A 24345-nucleotide genomic window follows, 5' to 3' on the forward strand; every position below is an offset into this window, starting at 1 on the left:
GTGCGGGGCAAAAAAATTTATGTAGCCCATTTTAATTTTCGGAGGTAAAACTATGAAAAAAGGAAATCCATGGGCTTTAATCCCTTTTGTTGTATTTTTGATTTTATTTATTGGTACAGGGGTTATTACAGGTGATTTTTATGCCTTTCCTGTTATTGTAGCCATTACCATTTCGAGCGCTGTGGCATTGGCAATGAATCGAAAAGAACCTTTTACGCAGAAGGTAGATATTTTTTGCCGGGGGGCCGGAAATTCGAATGTCATGCTGATGGTTGTCATTTTTCTCTTGGCCGGGGCCTTTTCAGAAGTAGCAAAAGGCATGGGGGCCGTGGAGTCTGCTGTTAACCTTGCATTATCATTCGTTCCGCAAAACCTTATAATTGTCGGCTTATTTATCATCGCTTGTTTTATCTCCCTTTCAATGGGGACATCGATGGGAACGATTGTAGCACTGGCGCCAATTGGAGTTGGGATAAGCGAACAAACCGATTTTTCCTTGGCTCTAGTAATGGGTGCTATTATCGGTGGATCCATGTTTGGCGATAATTTATCCTTTATTTCAGATACAACTATTACTGCTGTTCGAACACAAGGTACAGAAATGAAAGATAAATTTAAGGTGAATTTTTGGATCGTGTTGCCAGCAGCTATTATTACAGGGATTATTTTATGGGCTATCACATTTGGTGAAACGACACAGGTAGAGCATTTAAGCTATAATTGGGTAAGTATTGTTCCCTATGTTTTGGTCATTATTTTAGCGTTAGCTGGAATGAATGTTTTCTTAGTTCTAGCATCAGGGATTACTCTTGCTGGAGCAATTGGCTTAACGAATGGTAGTTATGATATTATGACCCTCTTGGGGAAAATTAGCGAAGGAATGGCAGGAATGTATGAAATGGCCTTCCTTGCCATACTAATAGCTGGAATGGTAGAGATTATAAAATTTAACGGCGGAATTGACTTTCTCCTTCAACTTGCAACACGTAGGATCAAGTCGAAAAAGGGTGCCGAATTTAGTATCGCAGGTCTTGTTGGGCTAACGAATTTATCAACGGCCAATAATACGATTTCCATTTTAATAGCTGGTCCACTTGCCAAAAATATTGCTGAACAATATGGAATTGAGCCACGAAAATCAGCTAGTATATTAGATATTTTCTCCTGTACAATCCAAGGCCTTCTGCCATATGGAGCCCAATTTTTGGTAGCAGCAAGCATAGCCAAAATATCACCAGTTAGTATCTTGCAATATTCTTTCTATCCAATCCTTATTGGAATCTGCGGAATCTGTGCTATCCTAATAGGATATCCGGCAAAAGAAAAAAGAACTAATAAACATGAAGTAACAAATTAATCAAGCTTAAGCTCAAATGAACTCCCTTCTATTCACGTGCTATAAGAATGGAAGGGAGTTCATTTGTTAATACTTTCACCAGGAATAGGCGATCATTCTTGGAATGATCGCTTCTTTCATTTATCGATAACTTTTTAAATTGCTTGTAGGATGATATTGTTGAAAAATATCACTTTAATAGAATGTCACTAATTTCCCTTACCCAACTATGTTGATGCTCCCAACTTTTCCACACATCCAACATCCATTTCCGAATCATTTCGTCACGACTTTCCCCTGGTTGTGTGTTTAAAACATTCATCACAGTTAAAGAATAGGCCGAAGGATGGGGAGGTTGTAATGGATTCCACTTAAATTTTTTGCGACTAAGGAGCGTATGTACACGCTGTACTTGCCTCCCATTAAATCCTTTCTCAATAGCATAATATAACCCAATTAACGTAAAGGCAGTGGTTATTGGTTTCATACCATTGCCTGAATGTTGAGCTTAGTAGGTATCGCTGGCATGTTGATGTATAAAATCAATATCCTATTTACTGAGTGTATAACTACTTAATTCACTGAATTTTTGATAACATTCACCCGAAGCATTATAATCCATATTTAATGGAATATGGTGATGGGGTAACTTTAGCCCACACCCAGGACATTCTATTATCTTTTCCAAAGCTTTAATACCTCCAAACTTATAAATACTTCATGCTATTTTTAAAACTGTCACTGTTTTATTAATCATATCTTTAATAAAAAGGAACGAACACATATTTATTTACTTCTTTCACTATTTTCCCCGTAAGATTAAATTAATCTATTTATTGATTCCTAACAGAAAAAAGGCCCCGCGCATTATTGCACAGAGCCGATAGGAAGGGGTAGTTTTATAATAAAGCATTTTTCATTACCAAATAAACCGCTATTTTCTTTGACATAAAAAACAATCTCTAAACCATAAATGTAATGGTTCAAAAATTGATAGCATTCGGTATTTTAGTATGTAGCATGGCGTTCCAGGAGGAATTTGAACCCCCGACCTCCCTACTCTCCATTAGACAGCAACTCTAACAGATAAGATTTCCCTAAATTATAGAGGTATTCTCTAAACTCCTCACAGCAAAAATTAATTTCTAGCTCTTTCGTATGATTTTTTATTTCCTTATATAAACCACTGCTTTTTAACTTTGATTTTTAAATCAGGCTTATTGCTCATGAATTCCCCTCCAATATTGGTAGAATTTATATAAAATTCCAAAAAACATGAGGTGTGATGAGTGGATAAAACTTTAATCTCTCAGAAGTTTGAAAACTTTGCTAATGATTGTAGAGGTTCCAGTGAGTTATATGAGCATTTATCAAGAAAAATAGCTAAAGATGATGAGATTCTTGATTTATGTACTTTGGCAAGGGAGGGTCAACCAATCCCAAACCTTTTATTAGGTGCTGTCCATTTCCTGTTATTTAAAGGGAAGAAACATAGGTTAAAAGAATACTATCCAAGTATTGTCCAATTCCCAAAAGAAAAAGAAGATGTATTTGTACATTTCAAAAGTTTTTGTCAGATATATAGAGATGAGATCATTTCTATCCTTAAAAGTAAGTTAGTGCAAACAAATGAGATTAGGAGATGTGCTTACCTTTATCCAGCCTTTTGTTATATTTATGACAAAGTGAAAAAACCTTTATCAATAATAGAAATTGGAACAAGTGCAGGTTTATTACTTTTATGGGATAAATATAAGTATTCTTATGGAACAAACGAGGTATATGGAAATCTAGGATCAAAAGTTCATATAAGTACAGAAATAAAAGGGGATCACATCCCCTTATTGCTAAAAGAAAGTCCTCCAGTCGCCTCAAAAATTGGTTTAGATTTACATGTAAATAATTTGGGTAATCCTGAAGATAAATTGTGGTTAAAGTCACTAATTTGGCCTGAGCATAAAGAAAGATTTGTGCTCTTTGAACATGCAGCTAATCATTTTAATGAAAATCCTCCAAAACTCCTGGAGGGAGATGGAGTAACTTTATTAACTAATGTTGCAAAACAAATGCCAAAAGATACTGCATTATGTATTTTTCATACTCATGTAGCCAACCAAATTCCAAAGGAATTAAAAATTAAACTTCTAGAACAAGTGAAGCAAATTGGGGATACAAGGGAGGTTTTTCACCTATACAATAATATGTGGGATCAAAAACTCCATCTTGATTACTTTATGAATGGGACAGAATATAATCTAACTATTGGAGATACAGATGGGCATGGTAGATGGTTTAATTGGGAGTTATAAAATAGGGAACTAATAATTCTTTAGTTGACTAAGTAATAAATAGGGCAAGGCTTTAAGCTCTGTCCTTATTGTAAAAATGTTAGACTGCTAAAGTTATTCAAAAAATAATATCCCCTGCGTTTCATTCATCTGAAATTAAGGTTTTATAAAAATTCTCTTCGTTATCAGCTACCTCTGCAACATCTAAATCAAGATACTAAGTAGTAACTGCTTATTATTGCGCTGAGACGATAGGAAGGGATCGTTTTATAATAAACATCTATAGCCAATATTAACCATAATGTTCAAATATAGATCATTTTTCTTTGACATAAAAAAACAACCTTTTAACCATATATGTAATAGTTAAAAGGTTGATATCATTCGGTATTTTAGTATGTAGGATGGCGTCCCAGGAGGGATTCGAACCCCCGACCGTACGCTTAGAAGGCGCATGCTCTATCCAGCTGAGCTACTGGGACATTTGTTAGTTGTTATCGAAGACAAGATTAATTATATTATCCTTATATATAATTGTCAACAAGTTTTTTAGATTTTTTTTGAATCATTTTTTACATGACTGTTATTCCTTTTGACCTGCTTGTTTTTATCACAAAAACCGGCTATGAGGACATACTCCAAATATTGTCCTCATATTCCATGAATGCCGGTTCCTACAAATTGATTGATAGTAAGTCCTTATGAATCCTTACCTAATACAAATTGGTGAGACAATTTTGGAATTTTATGTCCCTCCATATCAAATACAGACATTTCTACCTTATCACCATTTAAATCAAGGATCACATAAGTTTTTTCGATACGTTCCCGAGGCAGGCGTATGCTACCTGGATTTAAAAACAAGGTCCCTCCGACCACCTCTGCACCTAGTACATGTGAATGGCCGAAACAAACGATATCTGCGCCTACTTCCTCTGCCTTATATTTTAAGTTCATTAACGACGTTTTCACTGAATAGCGGTGTCCATGCGTGATAAAGAATTTTTTTCCGGCAAAATTTGAAACCAGTTCCTGGGGGAAACCGCCAAAGTCACAGTTGCCCCCCACAGTAAAATAACCAGTTAATGCCGGATGGTCTGGATCAAGTTGAGAGTCTCCACAATGAATCATAAGATCCACATCAGATAAATGTCGCTCTCTAATGGTTTCAAGCTCTTTTGTTAAGCCATGACTATCGCTGACCACTAGCACCTTACTCATGAGCGTTCAGCTCTTTCCAAAATTGAATCTAGTTCCGATTCCAGCTTTTTCAAAGCATTTGCCCGATGACTAATTTGATTTTTTTCATTCGCAGATAACTCGGCCATGGACACCCCTTTTTCAGGGACATAAAAAATCGGGTCATAGCCAAATCCATTTGTGCCGCGCGGTTTTTCTAGAATACGTCCTTCACAGGTCCCTGACACCGTATATGTTTCCTGGCCAGGGATCGCAACAGCTAATGCACAGTAGAATCTAGCAGTTCTAGATTCTTCCTCCACGCCATTAAGTTCAGATAATACTTTTTCTATATTTTTTTGATCGTTTTTTGGTTCTCCTGCATAACGAGCAGAGTAGATTCCTGGTTTGCCACCAAGGGCATCAACAATTAAACCAGAATCATCGCCAATAACCATTTTGTTAAGTACCTTTGATATTGTCTCGGCCTTTAACACTGCATTTTCTTCAAATGTTGAACCTGTCTCCTCGACTTCTGGAAGCTCTGGAAAATCAAGTAGTGTCCGAACAGCGACTCCACGAGATGCAAAAATTTTCTCAAATTCCTTCGCTTTTCCAGGATTTTTCGTTGCAATAATAACCTCTTTCATAGACAATCTCCTCATTATCAGGTATTATTCCTGCTCAATTCAATTTTCTTGACAATCTCATCACCGAGAGCTTCTTTTTGTTTCTCAAATAACTCCATCAAGCCCTCCTGTGCAGCATTCAGTAACCCTTGCAACTGGTCATAGGAGAAAGTGGCTTCCTCACCTGTTCCTTGTAATTCAACAAATTCTCCGCTCCCTGTCATTACCACATTCATATCTACAGCAGCTGTTGAATCTTCTGCATAATTTAAATCAAGGACTGTTTGTCCATCCTCTAATATACCGACACTTGTTGCTGCTAAATAATCTATGATCGGAAATTTGGTTAACGCTTTTTTCTCCACTAGGCCATTGAGGGCTAGCGTCATTGCCACAAACGCCCCTGTTATGGAAGCGGTTCGCGTTCCTCCATCCGCTTGAATGACATCACAATCAATCCAGACAGTCCGCTCCCCTAGAGCTTCAAGGTCAACTACTGCTCTTAGAGCACGTCCAATTAAACGCTGAATCTCCATGGTTCGACCGGAGACTTTCCCTTTCGAAGATTCCCTTATGTTTCTTGTTTCGGTCGCCCTTGGCAGCATGGAATATTCCGCCGTGATCCAACCTTTTCCTTCTCCTCGCATAAATGGCGGGACTCTATCTTCAATGCTTGCAGTACAAATCACTTTTGTATTGCCAACAGATATTAACACCGAACCTTCCGGATGGATTAAATAATTAGTTTCCATATGTATAGGTCTTAGTTGTAATGGTTTCCTGCCATCAACACGCACAATGCCTTCCTCCTCTAATGTAGTTGCAGGGGTCCCCCTGTTATTACATTTGCTTAAGTACCAATAAGAAAGAGGTGGCATTGTAGCCAACCCCTTCCCTTTTCATTATATAGTATATCAGAAATCAATTTTTAAAAACTACCTGTATTGACTTTTTCTGGACGGGTAACAGGCTCAGTCAGTTTTTTCCCCTGATCATTTTTTAATTCTGCTTTACCATCTACTTGGATTGCCACTTTTTCTACGCCTTCCTGTTCAGTCAGGCTCAATACAAGGGATTCTAAAACATTCTGGGAAATAACATTTTCTTCTGAGCTTCCATAAATATTTTTATTAAAGTTTAATGTAACCGTGCCATCCTTATATTTTGGAGCTTCAAGCAACTTCGCATCTGGCATAAACCCAGTAACCAAGTTGGAATTGTCGCTTGGGCCATTAATTAATTCATTAACTGCCGCCACGATTGGGTCCTTTTCATTGAGATTTACCCTTCGTGTGACTGGTACATAATAATAGGAACCTTCTTCACCACCGATATAATAAACAGTCAGCGGTTTTGTATTTGAAATATCTACTACATCCTCTGTATCAAAATTAATACCAGTTTCCCTCGATAAATTTTCGCTGATCGGTGTACCATTTACAGGCATTTCCGTTAAATCATGACCATTCATTTTTAGCTTAACTTTTTCTACTCCATCAAATTGAGTTAATGTCCAAGTCACTGATTGAAGGATTTTCATTTCATCTTCAGGCTGATAGTTTTTAAATTCATTAGAAAAATTAACTGTGGCAACCCCGTTATCTTTATCAATATCTACAGAAAGTTCGGTTCCTTCGGGTATTACCGCTCTAAAGTCATTCGGAAGCATCTCTTCTACCGGTCCATTAACTACTAAATACTCTAGAGCTTGTTTAGCAACGGATTTTGTTTTTGGAAGATTAAAAGTTTGGGGTACTACATAACCGTTTTTATCAATGAGGTAAAGTTCTGTCATTATGCTGTTTTCTTCCTTTTTCTGTTTGGCAGATGTGTCTTTATCTGCTGCATTCTCTTCAACCGACACCGATTTTGGTGGATCAATTTTTTGTATTTTCTCCGTTCCAAATAATCCGCACCCAGCCAATAAAAGCGATGAACTAAGTACAGTCAGACTCAGAATTTTTGCTTTATTTGTGAACATCATTTTCCCCCCAAAGACAGTTTGTACTATCATGTATACGAGCCTGAAAAAAAATTAGACCGTCTTATCAGGAAAAATTAGGACAATATTTTAAACTTTTTCTTCTATGAAAAATTAATAATCACTAAATTATACATTTGTGTTCCGGGCATTTCTTTACGAATCGTCCAGGAAATCTCCACCACACTTTAGCTAACACGAATGACGAATATGAGTTGATACGATGATCATAATAATCGTCGAGTTACTATTTAAAGCCTTTTACTAACAAAAAAAGCATACCAATTAGTGTACTAATTGATATGCTTTTTACTTAAATTTATTTTTTTCACATTATCAATGGGTGTTCCAAGCCATTGAGAAGCGATTTTTGTAAAAATCCATTTGGAGCCGGTAGTATAAAATTCATGCTGGACATCTTCCTCGTCCGTGTCGAGCATCCCCTGATATTGGAGAATGGCACTTATTTCCCTTGCTGTTTCATCTCCTGAACTGATGACATTTACCTTTTCGCCCATAACCTTTTGAACCAAAGGCCCCAGTAATGGATAATGCGTACATCCCAAGATTAAAGTATCTAAATTTTGATTTAAAAGTGGTTTTAAAGCCTCTTCTACAATTTTTTCTGCAATGGGCCCTTCATATTCACCACTTTCCACAAGAGGAACAAATTTGGGACATGCATGGCTTGTTACATACAGGCGACTATTAAGGGATTTTAAAGCTACTTCATAAGCACCGCTTTTTACGGTACCTACCGTTCCTATCACTCCCACTCGATAGTTTTTTGTCCGTTTAATCGCCGCACGAGCGCCAGGATTAATCACACCGAGTACAGGAATGGAAAGTTCTCTCCGAATTTCATCCAATGCGGCAGCAGTGGCTGTATTACACGCTATGACAAGCATCTTTATATTCTTTTCTAGTAAAAAATTGGTCATTTCCCACGTGAATCTTTTCACTTCTTTAGGCGTTCTAGGCCCATAAGGACAGCGCGCCGTATCCCCAAGATATATAATTTTCTCATTTGGGAGCTGTCGCATTACTTCTTTGGCAACGGTTAAGCCGCCCACTCCGGAATCAATAATTCCAATTGCTTGTTTCAAACTTCTTGCCTCATTTTTGGTAGTCAACATTTTTAAACTTCCTTTTGCGCATAATTTAGCGCATTTCTTGATGCAGTTTCATTAAGTTGTTTTGAAGGAGTTGTATTTCTTCTGCTGAGAAGTTTTTTAATACTTCCTCCAAGTAGGCCTGCCGTTTTTTTATTACTTCGTCAATAATTCTTTTTCCCTCTTCAAGAAGGTGAATTCTAACAACACGACGATCTTTTGAGTCTTTAACGCGTTCCACTAATAAATTTTTCTCCATGCGGTCGACCAGATCGGTTGTCGTACTGCATGCCAAAAACATTTTATTAGAAAGCTCGCCGATTGTCATGTCTCCTTCTTCAAAAAGCCATTGAAGGGCCACAAATTGGGGAGGAGTAATCTTATAATTACTCAATATTTCCCTGCCCTTTTGCTTAATGATTCCTGATATATACCGTAAATCCTTTTCAATATTTGCTACAATATCTCCTGTTACTTTGCTAGAATTTTCGAGTTTCACTGAATCTACACTCCTAATAATCTGCTTCTCTTCTTGCGATTACCTTTCTATGAAACTTGCCTGCTTGTCCTTATTTTCTACTTTTTTCATTAAAAATTCAAGCTGAAACAGACCCATGTCCTTGGTGGGTGTGTATAAAATTATTTTCATTCCTGTAATGTACAAAGTATGAACCGGCCTCCATTAGCGGATGCCGGTTCGTTTTAAAGTTCTAGCTCTCCCATTCGAAGGAGTTCTACAACTGCTTGTGAACGCCCCTTAACGCCTAGCTTTTGCATGGCATTAGAAATATGATTCCGAACTGTTTTTTCGCTAATAAATAATTCACTAGCGATCTCTTTTGTTGTTTTGTCTTGTACTAACAGTTCGAATACTTCTCTCTCTCGTTTGGTGAGTAACGGCTTGTGAGTATATTCATTCTCCTTCAAGTATTGTAACCCTCCTTGCCTTCGCCAGTTATGCACCGGGGGTGGGTATATATTTAGTCACCATATCATATGTAAACAGTACACAGGGAGTGACATTTTTACTTAAAGGAAATTAGAAAAGCGCAATCGCCCTGTTCAGCGGCGTATGGCTTCCTCCCAAAAGCTATCGCTTTCGGTCGTGGAATGATGATGCTGGCGAAGACTTCCTTGTGGTGGTCTCCAACTGAGATATAGGAAACACGAAGAGTGTTAGCGATTCGATGTTGACTTATCGTAGGGCGGAGAGCGAAGGCGTTTCGCCGCTAGGGCGCCGGAGCTAGACAGTTCTCGTAGTAGCAAACAAACCCTATCGTCTAATAAAATGGCCTCAATTTAATGGATTTTTGAGTTTAGCATAAATGATATATCTTTGTGGAGCATTTCCTATATAATGAAATGGGTAACATGTGGTTAGAATTAATTCTTCTTTCTCATTTTGCAGGGTGATGATACTTCTGTCGTCCTCATCTACAATTTTCATATTGGTGATTTCATACTGATAGGTTCCGTATGGCATTTGCATGGTAAGTAAATCTCCCACCTTCAGTTCACCTAAACGTCTAAACACAGTATCTCGGTGCCCTGATAAAACAATCTGTCCATTTTCACCAGGAAAAAAAGAGCCTTTGAAGTGCCCCACCCCTTTTTCTAATTCATCCGGATCTGTTCCTTCAATAATAGCTAATTCTGCTTTAATTCTAGGAATAACTAATAAACCAATCGTATCGCCCATTTTTGGCATTTCACTTACCATATTTTTTAATGGACGTTTTTTCATAACTTGCTTTTCCGTTTGACCTATTACTAGTTTTTTTGCTTCTTTAAGAGAAGTATTTGTCTTTATCTTACTATCGATTAATTGCCAAAGACTAAATCCAATTACAAATATACCTGTTAAAATGAGTAATAGTGGCACCTTTTTCACGTTAAATACCTTCCTTATCCTGCTTCATCCTGCTTCGCTTTTAACATTCATTATAACAGAATCAACTATTTTTATTTAAAAAATTCAGAAAATAATAAGTAGAATAGGTTCCCTCCTAAAAGATTCTCTTTATGCTTGGACGCTTTTTTCACCCATCTGAGGTCATTCACCGCTAGACTTATACACTAGACGCAAGACATTTTCTCATCTTATAACAAAAAACCTTCTTTTCCATTTTGGAAAAGAAGGTTTGTCTCTCAAGCAAATTTATGTTTAATCTCGGTCACTTCCGAAGAAGTTTCTGAATGCTTGAATGGTTGTATCTCTGTTTAATGCTGCAATGGAGGTAGTTAATGGTATACCTTTCGGACAAGATTGAACACAGTTTTGTGAGTTACCGCAGTTAGCAAGTCCTCCATCTCCCATGATTGTCTCTAAACGCTCTGCCTTATTCATCGCACCAGTTGGATGCGCATTGAACAATCGAACTTGTGATAATGGCTGTGGTCCGATAAAGTTTGATTTACTGTTTACGTTTGGACATGCCTCAAGGCATACACCACAAGTCATACACTTGGAAAGTTCATAAGCCCATTGACGTTTTTTCTCAGGCATACGCGGACCAGGTCCTAAATCATAAGTACCATCAATCGGAATCCATGCTTTTACTTTTTTCAATGCATCAAACATTCTGCTACGGTCAACCACCAAATCGCGAACAACTGGGAAAGTACGCATTGGCTCCAATCTGATTGGTTGCTCTAATTGATCAATTAATGCTGAGCAGGATTGACGCGGCTTTCCGTTAATGACCATGGAACAAGCACCGCAAACCTCTTCAAGACAGTTCATTTCCCAAGTAACAGGGGTAGTAGCTTGTCCTTTGGCATTCACCGGATTTTTCCGAATTTCCATTAGCGCCGAAATCACGTTCATATTCGGACGATATGGGATTTCAAATTCTTCCGTATATGGTGCAGAATCCGGAGTGTCTTGACGCTGGATAATAAATTTCACTGTTTTAGTTTCTGCCATTCTTTCCTACTCCCCTTTCTTCTTTGTATAATCGCGCTTACGAGGCTTAATTAAGGAAATATCGACATCTTCATAATGGAATGCCGGAGCAGATTTAGCATCCACAAATTTAGCCATTGTTGTTTTTAAGAATTCCTCATCATTTCGTTCAGGGAATTCAGGTTTATAGTGAGCACCGCGGCTTTCATTACGATTGTAAGCACCAAGTGTAATAACACGTGCCAATTGAAGCATATTAAATAGCTGACGTGTAAAGGTTGCTCCTTGGTTACTCCATTTAGCGGTATCATGAATATTAATATTTTGATAACGCTCTAAAAGCTCTTGAATCTTTTCATCTGTTTTTAACAGTTTGTCATTATAACGTACAACAGTAACATTATCGGTCATCCATTCGCCAAGTTCTTTATGAAGGAGATAAGCATTTTCATTCCCATCCATTGACAAAATGGCATTCCATTTTTCTTCCTGTTCTTTTACATGACGATCAAATAAAGTCGATGAAATAGCATCAGAGCTCTTCTCAAGTCCTTTAATATATCTAACCGCATTTGGTCCAGCTACCATACCGCCGTATACCGCAGAAAGCAAGGAATTTGCTCCTAAGCGGTTCGCACCGTGTTGTGAATAATCACATTCACCTGCAGCAAATAAACCTGGAATATTTGTCATTTGATCATAGTCAACCCATAGACCGCCCATGGAATAGTGGACAGCAGGGAAGATTTTCATCGGAACTTTACGAGGGTCTTCTCCCATGAATTTTTCATAAATCTCGATAATTCCTCCTAGTTTGATGTCCAATTCTTTTGGATCTTTATGGGAAAGATCGAGATATACCATGTTTTCGCCGTTGATACCAAGTTTCATGTCCACACAGACACTGAAAATTTCACGCGTTGCAATATCCCTTGGTACAAGGTTTCCGTATGCAGGATATTTTTCCTCTAGGAAATACCATGGCTTACCATCTTTATACGTCCATACACGTCCACCTTCTCCGCGAGCCGATTCACTCATTAAACGAAGTTTGTCATCCCCAGGGATGGCAGTTGGGTGGATCTGAATCATTTCCCCGTTTGCATAATAAGCTCCTTGTTGATAAACAATAGAGGCTGCAGAACCAGTGTTAATTACTGAGTTGGTAGATTTACCAAAGATAATTCCTGGTCCGCCAGTTGCCATAATTACTGCATCAGCGGCGAATGATTTTATTTCCATTGTTTTTAAGTCTTGAGCAACAATCCCGCGACATATTCCCTCATCATCAAGGACGGCTCCAAGGAATTCCCAACCTTCATATTTGGTAACTAATCCAGCAACTTCATGACGGCGAACCTGCTCGTCCAATGCATATAGTAATTGCTGACCAGTCGTTGCACCTGCAAATGCCGTACGGTGGTGCTGTGTACCGCCAAAGCGACGGAAATCCAGAAGACCTTCAGGAGTACGGTTAAACATTACACCCATACGGTCAAATAAATTTATAATGCCTGGTGCCGCTTCACACATCGCTTTTACCGGTGGCTGGTTAGCCAAGAAGTCCCCACCATAAATGGTATCATCAAAGTGAATCCAAGGAGAATCCCCTTCACCTTTTGTATTTACTGCTCCATTAATACCGCCTTGGGCACAAACAGAGTGAGAGCGCTTAACAGGAACAAGAGAAAATAATTCAACAGGTGTTCCCGCTTCCGCAACTTTAATTGTTGCCATCAAGCCGGCTAAACCGCCACCGACTACGATCACCTTACCTTTACTCATCGTGACTCACTCCCTAATCCTAACTCCAATATTTTTCCATTCAATTTAATAACTTTAAAATCAAACAAACGCAAACAATGCACGAAGTCCAACAATGGATAATGCTACAAATACCCCAATTGTAAAATATGTAGAAATGACTTGAGAACGAGGAGATTGTGTAATTCCCCAACTTACAAAGAATGACCATAAACCGTTCGCAAAATGAAAAATAGCTGATAAAATCCCAACAATATAAAACACCATCATACCAGAGTTGGAAAGAATATCATGCATCATTTGGTAGTTCACTTCGGCTCCAAATGCTGCTGCAATCCTTGTCTCCCATACATGCCAAGTAATGAAAATTAAAGTAATAATGCCTGTTGCTCTCTGAAGCATGAACATCCAGTTTCTAAAATATCCAAATCTACTTACATTGTTTTTTGCTGTAAAAGCAATATACAGTCCATAGATTGCATGAAACAACAATGGTAAATAAATAATTACAGTTTCCAGAACAATTCGGAATGGTAGATTGCCCATAAATTCAGCTGCTTCCTCGAAGGCTCCCGGCCCTCTAGTTGCAAAATGGTTCACAATTAGATGCTGAGTCAGGAAAATCCCAATAGGAATGACTCCGAGCAGCGAATGCAGCCTCCGGTTAAAAAATTCGCGATTCCCCGCCATTGCTTTACCCCCTTTTGAATTAAAAAATGATGTTAAGTTCCCATAAAAATAACTTAGCATCACTGTGACAATTATGTGACAAGTTCATTTTACTCCCATCAACATGGAGCGTCAAGGAAACGGATACATAAAAACATTGTAAAAAATAAAATTTTTTAAATATATTGATATTATAATAGAAAAGAGTTTATATTCTTCCGTTTTAAAAACGCTTAAATTTTATATAAGAAGTTCAAACATCTTACGGTAGTTATTTAATTCTTTTAGGAAAATGATAATTATGATAAAAAATAAGAATAGGTTTTGAAAAATAGTGAAATCCCCTTCTATTGTTTTGTCGGATTCCAAGGAAAATGATACTGAAAAGGGACTCAATTTGTATATAATAGAATGGTAGAAAGAGGGGAAACATGTGAAAGAAAGTACAGTTGTAGAACAAAATGTCCATGAATTGGAACCAAGAAGCATTTCAATCTTTGGTTATCAACTAATCAGAGAAACACTCCTACCTGAGATTTTAGGTCAAGATACTCCTGAAATTCTTTACTGGGCTGGCAAACAGCTCGCACGTAAATACCCATTAGAAGGATATAATGAAATCATTGATTTTTTTGCTAAAGCTTCGTGGGGTCACTTAGAATTGAAGAATGAAAAGAAACATGAAATGGACTTCGAACTATCCAGTCCACTTATCGTATCTCGAGTCAAATCAAAAGCCGAAAACTACTTTCAGCTCGAAGCTGGCTTCTTAGCCCAACAAATCCAACAACAAAAAGGAGTCACCGCCGAAACATTTGAACACCCTGTAAAAAAATCAAACAAGGTCCTATTTACTGTAAAATGGGAAAAATTATAAAAAAGGTGTCAGGCTCTATTGCCTTGACACCTTTTTACATGAATGATGCTGACCAAGTTCAAATGCTTCGTGTAAGGCTTGTACAGCCTTTAGCATGTTTTTGTCTTCAACTACCGCGGAAACTTTAATTTCTGAGGTACTAACCATTTTGACTGGGATTCCTTGTTCAGCTAACACTTCGAACATTTTAGCTGCAACACCAGGATTAGAAATCATTCCTGAGCCAACTATAGAAACTTTTGCCAGTTTATTTTCAGCGTCAAGCTGTTCATATCCAAGATAATCTTTATTATTCTCAAGAACATTTAGTGTTTCCATCCAGTCATTTGTATGGATCGAGAAGGATAAATTAGTTGTTCCGTCTTCTGTTGTACTCTGAATAATGATGTCTACATTAATATGATGTTGAGCCAGTGTCGTAAAAATTGTAGAAAGGCTTGTTAAATTATTACGTAGCCCCAATACGGTTACTTTCGTGATTTCATCTTCAAATGCTACACCGCGTACTACTAAATTTTGTTCCATTTTTACTTCCCCCTCAATTGCCGTTCCATCAACCTTCTCCATACTAGAACGAACTTCTAGACGAACATTATAATTTTTCGCAAACTCTACCGCCCTTGGATGAAGGACTCCGGCACCTAGATTAGCCAATTCGAGCATTTCATCATAGGATACAGACAGTAATTTGCGAGCACTCTTCACATATCTAGGATCGGTTGTGAATACCCCCGAAACATCTGTATAAATATCACATTTTTCAGCCTTTAATGCGGCTGCCAAGGCGACAGCCGTCGTATCTGAACCACCGCGTCCTAATGTTGTGATTTCGCCATCTTCAGTAATCCCTTGGAAACCTGCAACAATAACAATAGACCCTTCAGATAGCTGTTTTTGGATAGCTTCTGTATTAATATTAGAAATTCTTGCATTACCATGAACTGCCTCCGTCAATATACCCGCTTGCCAGCCGGTAAAAGAAACAGCCGGCAGATTCATTTGATTTAACGCCATAGCTAATAATGAAATCGTAACCTGCTCCCCTGTTGATAACAGCATATCCATTTCCCTCTTATTCGGCTGCTGAGAGATTTGCTTAGCCATATTGACAAGTTGGTCGGTTGTTTTCCCCATCGCTGAGACAACTACCACTACTTCGTTTCCTCTTTCCTTCTCTTCCCGAATTCGTTCGGCTACATTTAAGATTCTTTCAATGGTTCCGACAGAAGTCCCACCAAACTTTTGGACAATTATTCCCATCCTTTTCCCCTCATTCCTTCAAACAGTAAAATAAAAAAAGCAATGAGAGCATTCTCTCATTGCTTTTAAACACAAAAAAATATATTCTTTCCTGTTTAAACAATGAAAGATAGCGCTCCAAGACGATTCGTCTTGACAATCCAGTATTTATTCAACACTGGACCAGCAAAGAAAGAAATGAGCCTTTCTTCACTTCGGCGAACATCCCCTTTCAAAGCCCATCGTTGAAGCTCATCCTTCTCCGGACTTTTACTCTTGAAGTTCGCACCTCTACCTTCACTTAAACATCCAAGTGATGATTATTTAATTTTCACTAAGTATAGCATAGACATTCTTTTCTGACAATCAGTCATTTCTAAGTTTTTCGTACAATTCTTTTGCCACATTCTCAGGTAACCCGATGGCCCGAAATTCTTCAATACTGGCTTCTTTCATTTTCTTTACAGAGCCGAACTCTTTTAACAATAATTTCTTTCTCTTTTCACCAATTCCGGGGATATCATCAAGTAAAGATTGAAAGGCGCTTTTCCCTCGGGTTTGTCGATGGAAGGTAATAGCAAAGCGGTGAACTTCATCTTGAATCCGCTGTAGCAAATAAAATTCCTGACTGTTACGCGGAAGTAATATCATCTCTAAAGGATTTCCGAATAATAGTTGAGATGTCCGGTGCTTCTCATCCTTCACCAAACCAGCAAGAGGAATATCTAAGCCTAGTTCATTTTCCAACACATCTCGAACGGCCTCAACATGACCTTTCCCACCATCAATAATAATCAAATCTGGAAGCGGTAAACCTTCCTTTAGGACTCTTGAATACCTTCTTCTCGTCACTTCTCTCATGGATTCATAGTCATCTGGTCCCTGAACCGATTTAATTTTATACTTACGGTATTCTCGTTTATTCGGTTTTCCATCTATAAAAACGACCATGGCGGAAACCGGATTCGTTCCTTGAATATTCGAGTTATCAAAGGCTTCAATCCTATGTGGCGTATAAATACCCAAATATTTCCCCAAATTTTCAACTGCCTTGATGGTTCTTTCTTCATCCTTTTCAATTAGAGAGAACTTTTCATTTAGTGCAATTTTAGCATTTTTCACTGCCATTTTAACTAAATCTCTCTTTTGCCCACGTTGCGGCTTGAGAACCTTTACCTCAAGCAGTTGTTCGGCCAGCGTTAAATCCACTTCATCTTGAATCAAAATTTCCTTTGGCTTAAAGTGATTCGCTTTTTGATAAAATTGTCCTAAGAAAGTCAAGATTTCTTCTTCCGGCTCATTGTAGATTGGGAACATGGATACGTCTCTTTCAATCAACTTGCCTTGACGGACGAAAAATACCTGGACACACATCCATCCTTTATCGACCGCATAGCCAAACACATCACGATCAGTAAAATCAGTCATCGTAATTTTTTGTTTTTCCATGATTGTTTCAATATGAATGATTTTATCGCGATATTCCTTAGCTCTCTCAAAATCGAGTTCTTCTGCAGCCGCTGACATTTTTTCCGTTAATTCTTTTTTAATTTCCTTATATCCACCATTTAAGAAACGAGTAATTTCATCGGTCATTTGCTTGTATTGTTCTTCATCCACTTCATTAACACATGGGGCGAGACACTGTCCTAAATGGTAATATAAACAAACTCGATCGGGTAAAGTCGAGCACTTCCGAAGCGGGTAAATCCGATCAAGTAGTTTTTTTGTTTCATTCGCAGCTCCCACATTTGGGTATGGCCCAAAATATTTTCCTTTATCTTTCTTAACCTTTCTTGTTATGATCAGCTTCGGATGTCGTTCCGCGGTCAGTTTAATAAACGGATACGTTTTATCATCCTTTAGCATGACATTGTATTTAGGATCGTATTTTTTGATCAAGTTTAATTCAAGCAATAATGCTTCAATATTAGATGATGTGACAATATATTCAAAGTCTTCTATCTCATTAACAAGCCTTTGGGTTTTGCCGTCATGTGATCCAGTAAAATAGGAACGCACACGGTTTTTAAGAACTTTGGCTTTACCAACATAAATAACGGTACCTTGACGGTCTTTCATCAAGTAGCAGCCAGGCTGATCTGGCAGTAAAGAAAGCTTTTGTTTGATTATTTCATTCATTCTGGCCGCTCCTCTCTTTAAATTTTCCTCATTAAAATTTTAAAGCAAACCGTTTATAAAGAAAAGCGGAGTCTTATGGGAAAAATAAAAACCTCGGCCAGTATTTACTAGCCAAGGTTAGAATCATTAAATGTGTTTTTGTAGCATACTTGCTAAAGCATCTTTTGGCTGGAAGCCGACTACTTTGTCAACAACTTCACCATCTTTAAACACTAACAATGTTGGGATACTCATTACACCAAATTGAGAAGCAGTTTGTGGGTTTTCGTCCACATCAATTTTCATGATTTTTACTTTATCACCTAATTCAGCGTCAAGTTCTTCCAACACAGGTGCAATCATTTTACAAGGTCCGCACCAAGGTGCCCAGAAATCTACCAGAGCAAGTCCTGAGCTTGTCTCTTGAGCAAAATTTTGATCTGTTAAATGTGCAATTGCCATTTTTCAATGACCTCCTAATAAATTACTTAAACCATATCGAAAGTATAACACTGAATAGAAATGGATGCTAATAATCTGTTTCACATCTAATGTTCTCTAAATTGTCCATAAGTATTCTTTGTCAAGACACGAATAAAGGCAAACGGAATTCATCCGCTCGCCCTAATTTTTTGGCTGTTAATTGATGGTTTTGGCCCCTTATTTCAAAGTAGTTTCGAGGAAACAATTTACCTCTTTAAAAGCTGTCAGGGCTCCCTACAACCGTAAAAGTTTGGAAACATTGTTCCGAATGATCTGATTTAAAACAAAATCAACAAGTGCCATTATATTAGGAATGAACTTTTAGCTTTTTAAACTCTTCTGTTAACATTGGAACGACTTCAAAAAGATCGCCAACAATTCCATAATCTGCCACTTTAAAGATATTCGCTTCAGGATCTTTGTTAATGGCAACGATTACTTTAGAGTTGGACATACCAGCAAGGTGTTGGATGGCACCAGAAATTCCGCAAGCAATGTATAAGTCAGGTGTAACAACCTTACCCGTTTGCCCAATTTGAAGGGAATAATCGCAATATTCTGCATCACATGCACCACGTGAAGCACCAACTGCACCACCTAATACAGCAGCTAATTCTTTAAGCGGCTCAAAACCTTCTGCACTTTTTACACCGCGTCCACCGGCAACTACGACTTTTGCTTCACTAAGATCTACACCTTCTGTAGCTTTACGTATGACGTCTTTAATAATTGTACGAAGGTCTTTAATCTCTACAGATAGGGAAGATACTTCACCAGTTCTGCTTTCGTCTTTTTCTAATGGCGCAATATTATTTGGACGAACAGTAGCAAAAATTAAACCATCCGTAACAATTTTCTTTTCAAATGCTTTTCCGGAATAGATTGGTCTTGTAAAAACTACATTTCCTCCCGCTATTTCAACAGCAGTTGCATCGGAGATTAGACCAGAGGAAAGCTTCGCTGCAACTTTAGGCGATAAGTCTTTACCTAGTGCTGTATGACCAAACACTAGGGCTTCCGGCTTTTCTTGATCAATGACTGCCAAAAGTGCTTGTGCATATCCATCAGAAGTATATTGCTTTAATTTTTCATTTTCTACTACAACGACACGGTCAGCACCGTATTGAATTAATTCTGCTCCTAAAGCGCTTACAGATTCACCAAGTAAGACACCAATTACTTCTCCGCCTTCTGCCACTATTTTTCCCGCAGCAATGGCTTCGAAAGATACATTACGCAGTTGTCCGTCACGAATTTCTCCTAATACCAATACTTTTCTTGACATTATGTTTACCCCCTGCAAACAATTTTAAAAAATTTCGATTAGACCACTTTTGCTTCCGTATGAAGCAGGTGAACAAGTTCCTTCACTTGATCTGCTAGTTCGCCAGATAAAACTTTTCCTGCTTCCTTTTTCGCAGGCAAGTAGATTTCAATAGTTTTCGTCTTTGCTTCTACATCATCTTCATCAAGGTCAAGATCGTCTAATTCCAATTCATTAAGTGGCTTCTTCTTTGCTTTCATGATTCCTGGCAATGATGGATAGCGTGGTTCATTAAGACCTTGCTGTGCTGTAACTAATAGCGGAAGGCTTGTTTCGATAACTTCGGAATCTCCTTCAACATCACGGGTCACAACCACTTTTGTACCGTCAATTTCAAGCTTTGTAATGGTTGTTACGTAAGGAATATTTAATAGCTCAGCCACACGTGGACCAACTTGGCCGGAACCGCCGTCAATCGCAACATTTCCTCCCAAAATCAGATCGGCGTCTTTATCCTTCAAATATTCAGCAAGAATTTTTGCTGTTGTAAACTGGTCGCCGTTTTCAATATCATCCTCTATATTGATTAAGACCGCTTTATCAGCCCCCATTGCAAGAGCCGTACGCAGCTGTTTCTCGGATTCTTCCGTTCCTACAGTAATAACGGTTACTTCTCCACCATGAGCATCGCGGACTCGAATGGCCTCCTCAATCGCATATTCGTCATAAGGATTGATGATAAATTCCGCACCATCCTCGTTAATTTTCCCGCCGGAAATAGTAATCTTTTCCTCTGTGTCAAAAGTTCTCTTCATTAAAACAAAAATGTTCATTGGTTTAGTTCCCTCCTAAGAATCCAAACATTTATTCTGTTTGAAAGATTGAGAAAATTTTCGATAAAAAATATGAAAAGCTTCCTAGCGAGCACTCGCTCAGCGCTCCCAATGAAAAATTAGTCGCCTTTAAAGTTTGGCTCACGTTTTTCAATAAACGCCTGAATGCCTTCTTTCGCATCATTAGTAACAAACAATTCAGCAAACAGTTCAGCTTCACGCTTTGTTCCTTCATAAAACTCTTTTGTTTTTGTATAGTTTAATAATTCAATAACGGCTTTAATCGATCCAGGACTCTTCTTGGCAATTTTTCTAGCAAGTTTTAAAGCTTGATTTAACACTTCCTCTTCCGGATAAGCATGGTTGGCCAATCCAAATTGAAACGCTTCCAATCCTGTGATCGGTTCAGAAGTAAGCATCATTTCTGCTGCCTTAGCGACCCCTACATATCTTGGTAAGCGTTGTGTTCCTGCGAAACCAGGGATGATTCCAAGCTGAAGCTCCGGCAAGCCTAGCTTTGCTGTTTCACTAACTAGGCGGATGTGACAAGCCATTGCTAATTCTAACCCTCCACCTAGTGCGGCACCATGAATGGCTGCAATAATTGGTTTTGGAAACTTCTCAATACGTTCCATTAGATCTTGGCCCGATGTGGATAACTCTCCTGATGAGCTAACTGACGTAAATTCCTTAATATCTGCCCCTGCAGAGAAAAAGCGACCTTCCCCATGAATAACGACTACCCGGATCTGACGATTAGATTCAATTTCATCTAGTGCCGCGGATAACTCTTTTAATAACCCTGTTGAAAGAGCATTTGCTGGTGGACGCTTAAATGTAATGACAGCAATACCATCCTCATGTGACCAATGTAAATTCTCCAATAAAAACCCTCCTATTCCTTTATTACTGGCAATTAACAAGTCCGTTTACCAAGAGACTGTGGACTTTCGGTGCCAGTGCCCTTAAATTAAACTTTTGCTCACTCATTACCCACGAGGTAACAATCTCATCGATTGTACCAAAAATCATTTGCCTTGATAGACGAACATCCAGACTGCTTGAAAACTCTCCACTTTCCTTTCCTTCCATAATAATTTTATCAATCAGCTGTAGATATCCTTTAAGAACATCGTTGATTTTTAAACGGAGCTCTTTATTGGATTGGCGCAATTCCAGCTGAGTAACAATGGCCATATGGTGATCATCGGAAAGGAGTTGGAAATGTGTTTCAATCATCATTAATAATTTCTCTGCTGCCGATTTTTTTCCTGCTATTTTTTCCTCTATATTTTCAACAAATTGTCCCATTTTTTCTTCAAAGAGAGAGATAAGAATGTCTTCTTTATTTTTGAAATATAGATAAATTGTTCCATCAGCCACTCCTGCCTGCTTGGCGATCTTGGAAACCTGCGCTTGGTGGTAACCGTTTTCAGCAATTACAACAACCGCCGCATCAATTATTTGCATATATTTAGGCTTCATTTTTTTCATTTTTATCCCTCCTTTGAAGAAAGAACTATCAAATCCTTTATTATAAAAATATTAAAATATAAAAATATGAATGAATAATCATTCATATTTTTATAATAATTTTTATTTTTAAATATGTCAAGAAATACTTTATTTTTCAAAAATTTTGTAGACAAGCTAATTTAGTCAAAAAAAATATAGGATTATGCCTGCTTTTTACTCTCATCTTCATATTTTTTCATTTCTTCATCTACGAGCTTCCGCCTTAATATTTTTCCCACCGCTGTTTTCGGTAGTTCCTTTCTAAATTCATATAATTTGGGTGCTTTATATGCAGCCAAATATTTTCTTGCAAATTCATTCATTTCTTCTTCTGTTACAGTAGAACCTTCTTTTAATACAATATAAGCTTTTACCGTTTCACCACGATAGGGGTCAGGAATTCCAACTGCTACCGCTTCTATTACATCGGGGTGCTCATATAATACTTCTTCTATCTCTCTCGGATATATATTGTAGCCACTTGCAATAATCATGTCTTTCTTACGGTCCACAATATAAAAATATCCATTTTCATCCATATATCCTAAATCTCCGGTAAATAGCCAACCATCTTTTAAGACTTCTTCTGTTTCCAAAGGTCGATTCCAATACCCTTTCATGACCTGAGGACCTTTAATAACGATTTCTCCAATTTCACCAGCTCTCAGTTCTTCACCGGTTTCAATCGAAACAATTTTGGAATCGGTATCAGGATACGGGACACCAATACTTCCCTTGACTCTTTCTACTCCCCATAGAAAATTGGAGTGAGTAACCGGTGAGGCTTCAGACAGTCCATAACCTTCTACCAATTTTCCTCCGGTTATGGCCTCAAACTTTTCCTGAACTTCTTGAGGAAGCGGAGCAGAGCCACTGACACATGCATTAATCGATGATAAATCAAACTTTTTCAAATCTGGATGATTCAATAGACCAATATAAATAGTTGGTGCACCTGGAAAAATGGTGGGGCGTTGTTTTTCAATTGTTTTGAGTGTTTCAAGTACATCAAATTTTGGCAATAACACCAATTTGGCTGCCAGCTTAATCGATAAAATCATCACTGTCGTCAGTCCATAAACGTGGAAAAACGGTAGTAACCCCAATATTACTTCTTGTGCTTCTTTCGCTTTAAAAACCCAAGCCTGATTCATGGTTGTATTGGCAATGATATTTTTGTGGGTTAACATAACCCCTTTGGCTACCCCAGTAGTTCCACCTGTGTATTGTAACAGAGCAATATCTTCATCAATATCAATGCTGTATTGCTTCCATTTATTCTTTTTCTGTTTTAATATTTCGGTAAGCAAATGTATATGACCTTCATGCTTTACCTTTACAACAATGCCATATTGTTTTTTCTGGATGTATGGGTAAACGAGGTTTTTCGGGAATGGCAAGAAATCTTTTATTCCTGTAACAATAATATCTTTTAATTCAGTGTGTGGCATAACTTTTGAGACTTTTGGATAGAGGATGTCTAAGGTGATAATGGCTTTTGCACCGGAGTCTTTCAATTGGTGTTCAAGTTCCCGTTCCGTATAAAGTGGATTCGTTTCTACTACGATCCCGCCAGCGAATAATACCCCAAAAAAGCTGATCACATTTTGCGGGCAGTTTGGAAGCATGATGGCTACACGGTCTCCTTTTTCAATCCCAAGGTTCGCCTGTAGGTAGCCAGCAAAATACTGAGCCGCTTCATAAAGCTGCTGGTAGGTAAGTTCTTTCCCTAAAAAGTGTAAGGCAACTTTATCAGGATATTTATTTGCTGCATTTGTTAAGTAATGCTGTACAGGTTCTGAGGAGTACTCTAGAGTGGGAGGAATCTCTTTAGGATAATTTTTCAACCACGGCTTTACCTCTGTCATTGTAACCCTCCTTTTTATTAATATTCAAAAAATTTAAACATATAATTTTATTATAGTACGGATTTTGACAATAAACAATGTTTCTCACTTGATTTAGCCAGTTTATGGTCTGTTGTTTCCTAGTATCATTATATGACATAGTACATCTATCCTATTACCAGAATAGCGTAAGCACCCTGGGTAGCAGCATATAATTTTTCAAAAGTAATAAAAAAATCATCGCCCAAAATTTAAGCGATGATTTTTTAATCTTAAAGCTACCGTCTATTAAGCGAAAAAGGC

At 38.0% G+C, this 24345-nt stretch carries 22 protein-coding genes, 1 tRNA gene, 1 pseudogene and 1 riboswitch; of the genes and pseudogenes, 3 read left to right on the plus strand and 21 right to left on the minus strand.

Features of this window, described 5'->3' with window-relative positions:
• The first annotated feature begins 52 nt into the window (after positions 1 to 52).
• Complete coding sequence (locus tag G4Z05_RS05685) at positions 53 to 1357, plus strand: Na+/H+ antiporter NhaC family protein (RefSeq protein ID WP_163250865.1); 1305 nt, start codon at positions 53 to 55, stop codon at positions 1355 to 1357.
• Positions 1358 to 1526: 169 nt separating this feature from the next.
• Here G4Z05_RS05685 and G4Z05_RS16500 read toward each other — a convergent pair.
• Positions 1527 to 1832 (minus strand): annotated as a pseudogene (locus G4Z05_RS16500) (DUF5946 family protein); the annotation flags it as partial.
• Positions 1833 to 2625: 793 nt separating this feature from the next.
• On the opposite strand from G4Z05_RS16500, the gene G4Z05_RS05695 reads away from it, so the two are divergent.
• Complete coding sequence (locus G4Z05_RS05695; protein ID WP_163250866.1) at positions 2626 to 3645, plus strand: DUF2332 family protein; 1020 nt, start codon at positions 2626 to 2628, stop codon at positions 3643 to 3645.
• 384 nt (positions 3646 to 4029) lie between these two features.
• On the opposite strand, the gene G4Z05_RS05700 is transcribed toward G4Z05_RS05695, so the two are convergent.
• The 12 genes from G4Z05_RS05700 to G4Z05_RS05755 all read right to left on the minus strand — a co-directional run bounded on the left by G4Z05_RS05700 (position 4030) and on the right by G4Z05_RS05755 (position 13884).
• Positions 4030 to 4106: transfer RNA gene (locus tag G4Z05_RS05700), tRNA-Arg, on the minus strand.
• A 217-nt stretch (positions 4107 to 4323) separates the two neighbouring features.
• Positions 4324 to 4845 (minus strand): metallophosphoesterase, encoded by a 522-nt coding sequence (locus G4Z05_RS05705; RefSeq protein ID WP_163250867.1) that lies wholly within the window; start codon positions 4843 to 4845, stop codon positions 4324 to 4326.
• Entirely contained in the window at positions 4842 to 5453 is a 612-nt protein-coding gene (locus G4Z05_RS05710) for an XTP/dITP diphosphatase (RefSeq protein ID WP_163250868.1), read from the minus strand. The genes G4Z05_RS05705 and G4Z05_RS05710 overlap by 4 nt, the downstream gene beginning before the upstream one ends.
• 17 nt (positions 5454 to 5470) lie before the next feature.
• The gene (rph, locus tag G4Z05_RS05715; RefSeq protein ID WP_163250869.1) at positions 5471 to 6229 is read right to left on the minus strand and encodes a ribonuclease PH; all 759 of its coding nucleotides are present in this window, start codon (positions 6227 to 6229) and stop codon (positions 5471 to 5473) included.
• A gap of 131 nt (positions 6230 to 6360) precedes the next feature.
• Positions 6361 to 7413, minus strand: coding sequence for a GerMN domain-containing protein (locus tag G4Z05_RS05720; RefSeq protein WP_163250870.1), 1053 nt, complete (start codon positions 7411 to 7413; stop codon positions 6361 to 6363).
• A 293-nt stretch (positions 7414 to 7706) separates the two neighbouring features.
• The gene (gene racE, locus G4Z05_RS05725; protein ID WP_163250980.1) at positions 7707 to 8519 is read right to left on the minus strand and encodes a glutamate racemase; all 813 of its coding nucleotides are present in this window, start codon (positions 8517 to 8519) and stop codon (positions 7707 to 7709) included.
• A 55-nt stretch (positions 8520 to 8574) separates the two neighbouring features.
• The gene (locus G4Z05_RS05730; protein WP_163250871.1) at positions 8575 to 9024 is read right to left on the minus strand and encodes a MarR family winged helix-turn-helix transcriptional regulator; all 450 of its coding nucleotides are present in this window, start codon (positions 9022 to 9024) and stop codon (positions 8575 to 8577) included.
• 203 nt (positions 9025 to 9227) lie between these two features.
• Positions 9228 to 9452: a spore germination transcription factor GerE gene (gene gerE / locus G4Z05_RS05735; RefSeq protein WP_019154738.1), complete on the minus strand. Its 225-nt coding sequence runs from the start codon at positions 9450 to 9452 to the stop codon at positions 9228 to 9230.
• Positions 9453 to 9819: 367 nt separating this feature from the next.
• Positions 9820 to 10416 (minus strand): class D sortase, encoded by a 597-nt coding sequence (locus G4Z05_RS05740; RefSeq protein WP_163250872.1) that lies wholly within the window; start codon positions 10414 to 10416, stop codon positions 9820 to 9822.
• A 273-nt stretch (positions 10417 to 10689) separates the two neighbouring features.
• A complete protein-coding gene (gene sdhB / locus G4Z05_RS05745) occupies positions 10690 to 11451 on the minus strand; it encodes a succinate dehydrogenase iron-sulfur subunit (protein ID WP_038536585.1) in 762 nt (253 codons plus the stop codon).
• A 6-nt stretch (positions 11452 to 11457) separates the two neighbouring features.
• On the minus strand, positions 11458 to 13215 hold the full coding sequence (gene sdhA, locus G4Z05_RS05750) for a succinate dehydrogenase flavoprotein subunit (protein ID WP_038536586.1): 1758 nt from the start codon (positions 13213 to 13215) through the stop codon (positions 11458 to 11460).
• A gap of 60 nt (positions 13216 to 13275) precedes the next feature.
• On the minus strand, positions 13276 to 13884 hold the full coding sequence (locus tag G4Z05_RS05755; RefSeq protein WP_163250874.1) for a succinate dehydrogenase cytochrome b558 subunit: 609 nt from the start codon (positions 13882 to 13884) through the stop codon (positions 13276 to 13278).
• 412 nt (positions 13885 to 14296) lie between these two features.
• On the opposite strand from G4Z05_RS05755, the gene G4Z05_RS05760 reads away from it, so the two are divergent.
• Positions 14297 to 14740, plus strand: a complete 444-nt coding sequence (locus G4Z05_RS05760; RefSeq protein ID WP_163250876.1) for a DUF2507 domain-containing protein — start codon at positions 14297 to 14299, stop codon at positions 14738 to 14740.
• Between the two features lie 15 nt (positions 14741 to 14755).
• Here the strand turns inward: G4Z05_RS05760 and G4Z05_RS05765 are convergent, their stop codons facing one another.
• The 8 genes from G4Z05_RS05765 to G4Z05_RS05800 all read right to left on the minus strand — a co-directional run bounded on the left by G4Z05_RS05765 (position 14756) and on the right by G4Z05_RS05800 (position 24063).
• A complete protein-coding gene (locus G4Z05_RS05765; protein ID WP_163250878.1) occupies positions 14756 to 16000 on the minus strand; it encodes an aspartate kinase in 1245 nt (414 codons plus the stop codon).
• Between the two features lie 102 nt (positions 16001 to 16102).
• Positions 16103 to 16281, minus strand: a riboswitch (Lysine riboswitch).
• Positions 16282 to 16345: 64 nt separating this feature from the next.
• Positions 16346 to 18121 (minus strand): excinuclease ABC subunit UvrC, encoded by a 1776-nt coding sequence (gene uvrC / locus G4Z05_RS05770; RefSeq protein WP_163250880.1) that lies wholly within the window; start codon positions 18119 to 18121, stop codon positions 16346 to 16348.
• A gap of 126 nt (positions 18122 to 18247) precedes the next feature.
• Positions 18248 to 18562, minus strand: coding sequence for a thioredoxin (gene trxA, locus G4Z05_RS05775; RefSeq protein ID WP_038536594.1), 315 nt, complete (start codon positions 18560 to 18562; stop codon positions 18248 to 18250).
• 328 nt (positions 18563 to 18890) lie between these two features.
• Positions 18891 to 19868, minus strand: coding sequence for an electron transfer flavoprotein subunit alpha/FixB family protein (locus G4Z05_RS05780; protein WP_163250881.1), 978 nt, complete (start codon positions 19866 to 19868; stop codon positions 18891 to 18893).
• A 38-nt stretch (positions 19869 to 19906) separates the two neighbouring features.
• On the minus strand, positions 19907 to 20680 hold the full coding sequence (locus G4Z05_RS05785) for an electron transfer flavoprotein subunit beta/FixA family protein (RefSeq protein WP_163250883.1): 774 nt from the start codon (positions 20678 to 20680) through the stop codon (positions 19907 to 19909).
• A gap of 119 nt (positions 20681 to 20799) precedes the next feature.
• A complete protein-coding gene (locus tag G4Z05_RS05790) occupies positions 20800 to 21564 on the minus strand; it encodes an enoyl-CoA hydratase (RefSeq protein WP_163250885.1) in 765 nt (254 codons plus the stop codon).
• Positions 21565 to 21586: 22 nt separating this feature from the next.
• Positions 21587 to 22174 (minus strand): TetR/AcrR family transcriptional regulator, encoded by a 588-nt coding sequence (locus G4Z05_RS05795; RefSeq protein WP_051968190.1) that lies wholly within the window; start codon positions 22172 to 22174, stop codon positions 21587 to 21589.
• Between the two features lie 182 nt (positions 22175 to 22356).
• Complete coding sequence (locus tag G4Z05_RS05800) at positions 22357 to 24063, minus strand: AMP-binding protein (protein WP_163250887.1); 1707 nt, start codon at positions 24061 to 24063, stop codon at positions 22357 to 22359.
• Positions 24064 to 24345 lie beyond the last annotated feature (282 nt).

Origin of the sequence: Neobacillus thermocopriae, from assembly GCF_010975035.1 — a bacterium.
Classification (GTDB): Bacteria; Bacillota; Bacilli; order Bacillales; family Cytobacillaceae; genus Neobacillus; species Neobacillus thermocopriae.

Bases quoted from the DNA above. Each gene is read 5' to 3' on its own strand.
- G4Z05_RS05685 (WP_163250865.1), top strand. From the start codon at position 53: ATGAAAAAAGGAAATCCATGGGCTTTAATCCCTTTTGTTGTATTTTTG.
- G4Z05_RS05705 (WP_163250867.1), bottom strand. From the start codon at position 4,845: ATGAGTAAGGTGCTAGTGGTCAGCGATAGTCATGGCTTAACAAAAGAG.
- G4Z05_RS05710 (WP_163250868.1), bottom strand. From the start codon at position 5,453: ATGAAAGAGGTTATTATTGCAACGAAAAATCCTGGAAAAGCGAAGGAA.
- G4Z05_RS05720 (WP_163250870.1), bottom strand. From the start codon at position 7,413: ATGTTCACAAATAAAGCAAAAATTCTGAGTCTGACTGTACTTAGTTCA.
- sdhB (WP_038536585.1), bottom strand. From the start codon at position 11,451: ATGGCAGAAACTAAAACAGTGAAATTTATTATCCAGCGTCAAGACACT.
- sdhA (WP_038536586.1), bottom strand. From the start codon at position 13,215: ATGAGTAAAGGTAAGGTGATCGTAGTCGGTGGCGGTTTAGCCGGCTTG.
- G4Z05_RS05755 (WP_163250874.1), bottom strand. From the start codon at position 13,884: ATGGCGGGGAATCGCGAATTTTTTAACCGGAGGCTGCATTCGCTGCTC.
- G4Z05_RS05765 (WP_163250878.1), bottom strand. From the start codon at position 16,000: ATGGGAATAATTGTCCAAAAGTTTGGTGGGACTTCTGTCGGAACCATT.
- uvrC (WP_163250880.1), bottom strand. From the start codon at position 18,121: ATGAATGAAATAATCAAACAAAAGCTTTCTTTACTGCCAGATCAGCCT.
- trxA (WP_038536594.1), bottom strand. From the start codon at position 18,562: ATGGCAATTGCACATTTAACAGATCAAAATTTTGCTCAAGAGACAAGC.
- G4Z05_RS05780 (WP_163250881.1), bottom strand. From the start codon at position 19,868: ATGTCAAGAAAAGTATTGGTATTAGGAGAAATTCGTGACGGACAACTG.
- G4Z05_RS05785 (WP_163250883.1), bottom strand. From the start codon at position 20,680: ATGAACATTTTTGTTTTAATGAAGAGAACTTTTGACACAGAGGAAAAG.
- G4Z05_RS05795 (WP_051968190.1), bottom strand. From the start codon at position 22,174: ATGAAAAAAATGAAGCCTAAATATATGCAAATAATTGATGCGGCGGTT.
- G4Z05_RS05800 (WP_163250887.1), bottom strand. From the start codon at position 24,063: ATGACAGAGGTAAAGCCGTGGTTGAAAAATTATCCTAAAGAGATTCCT.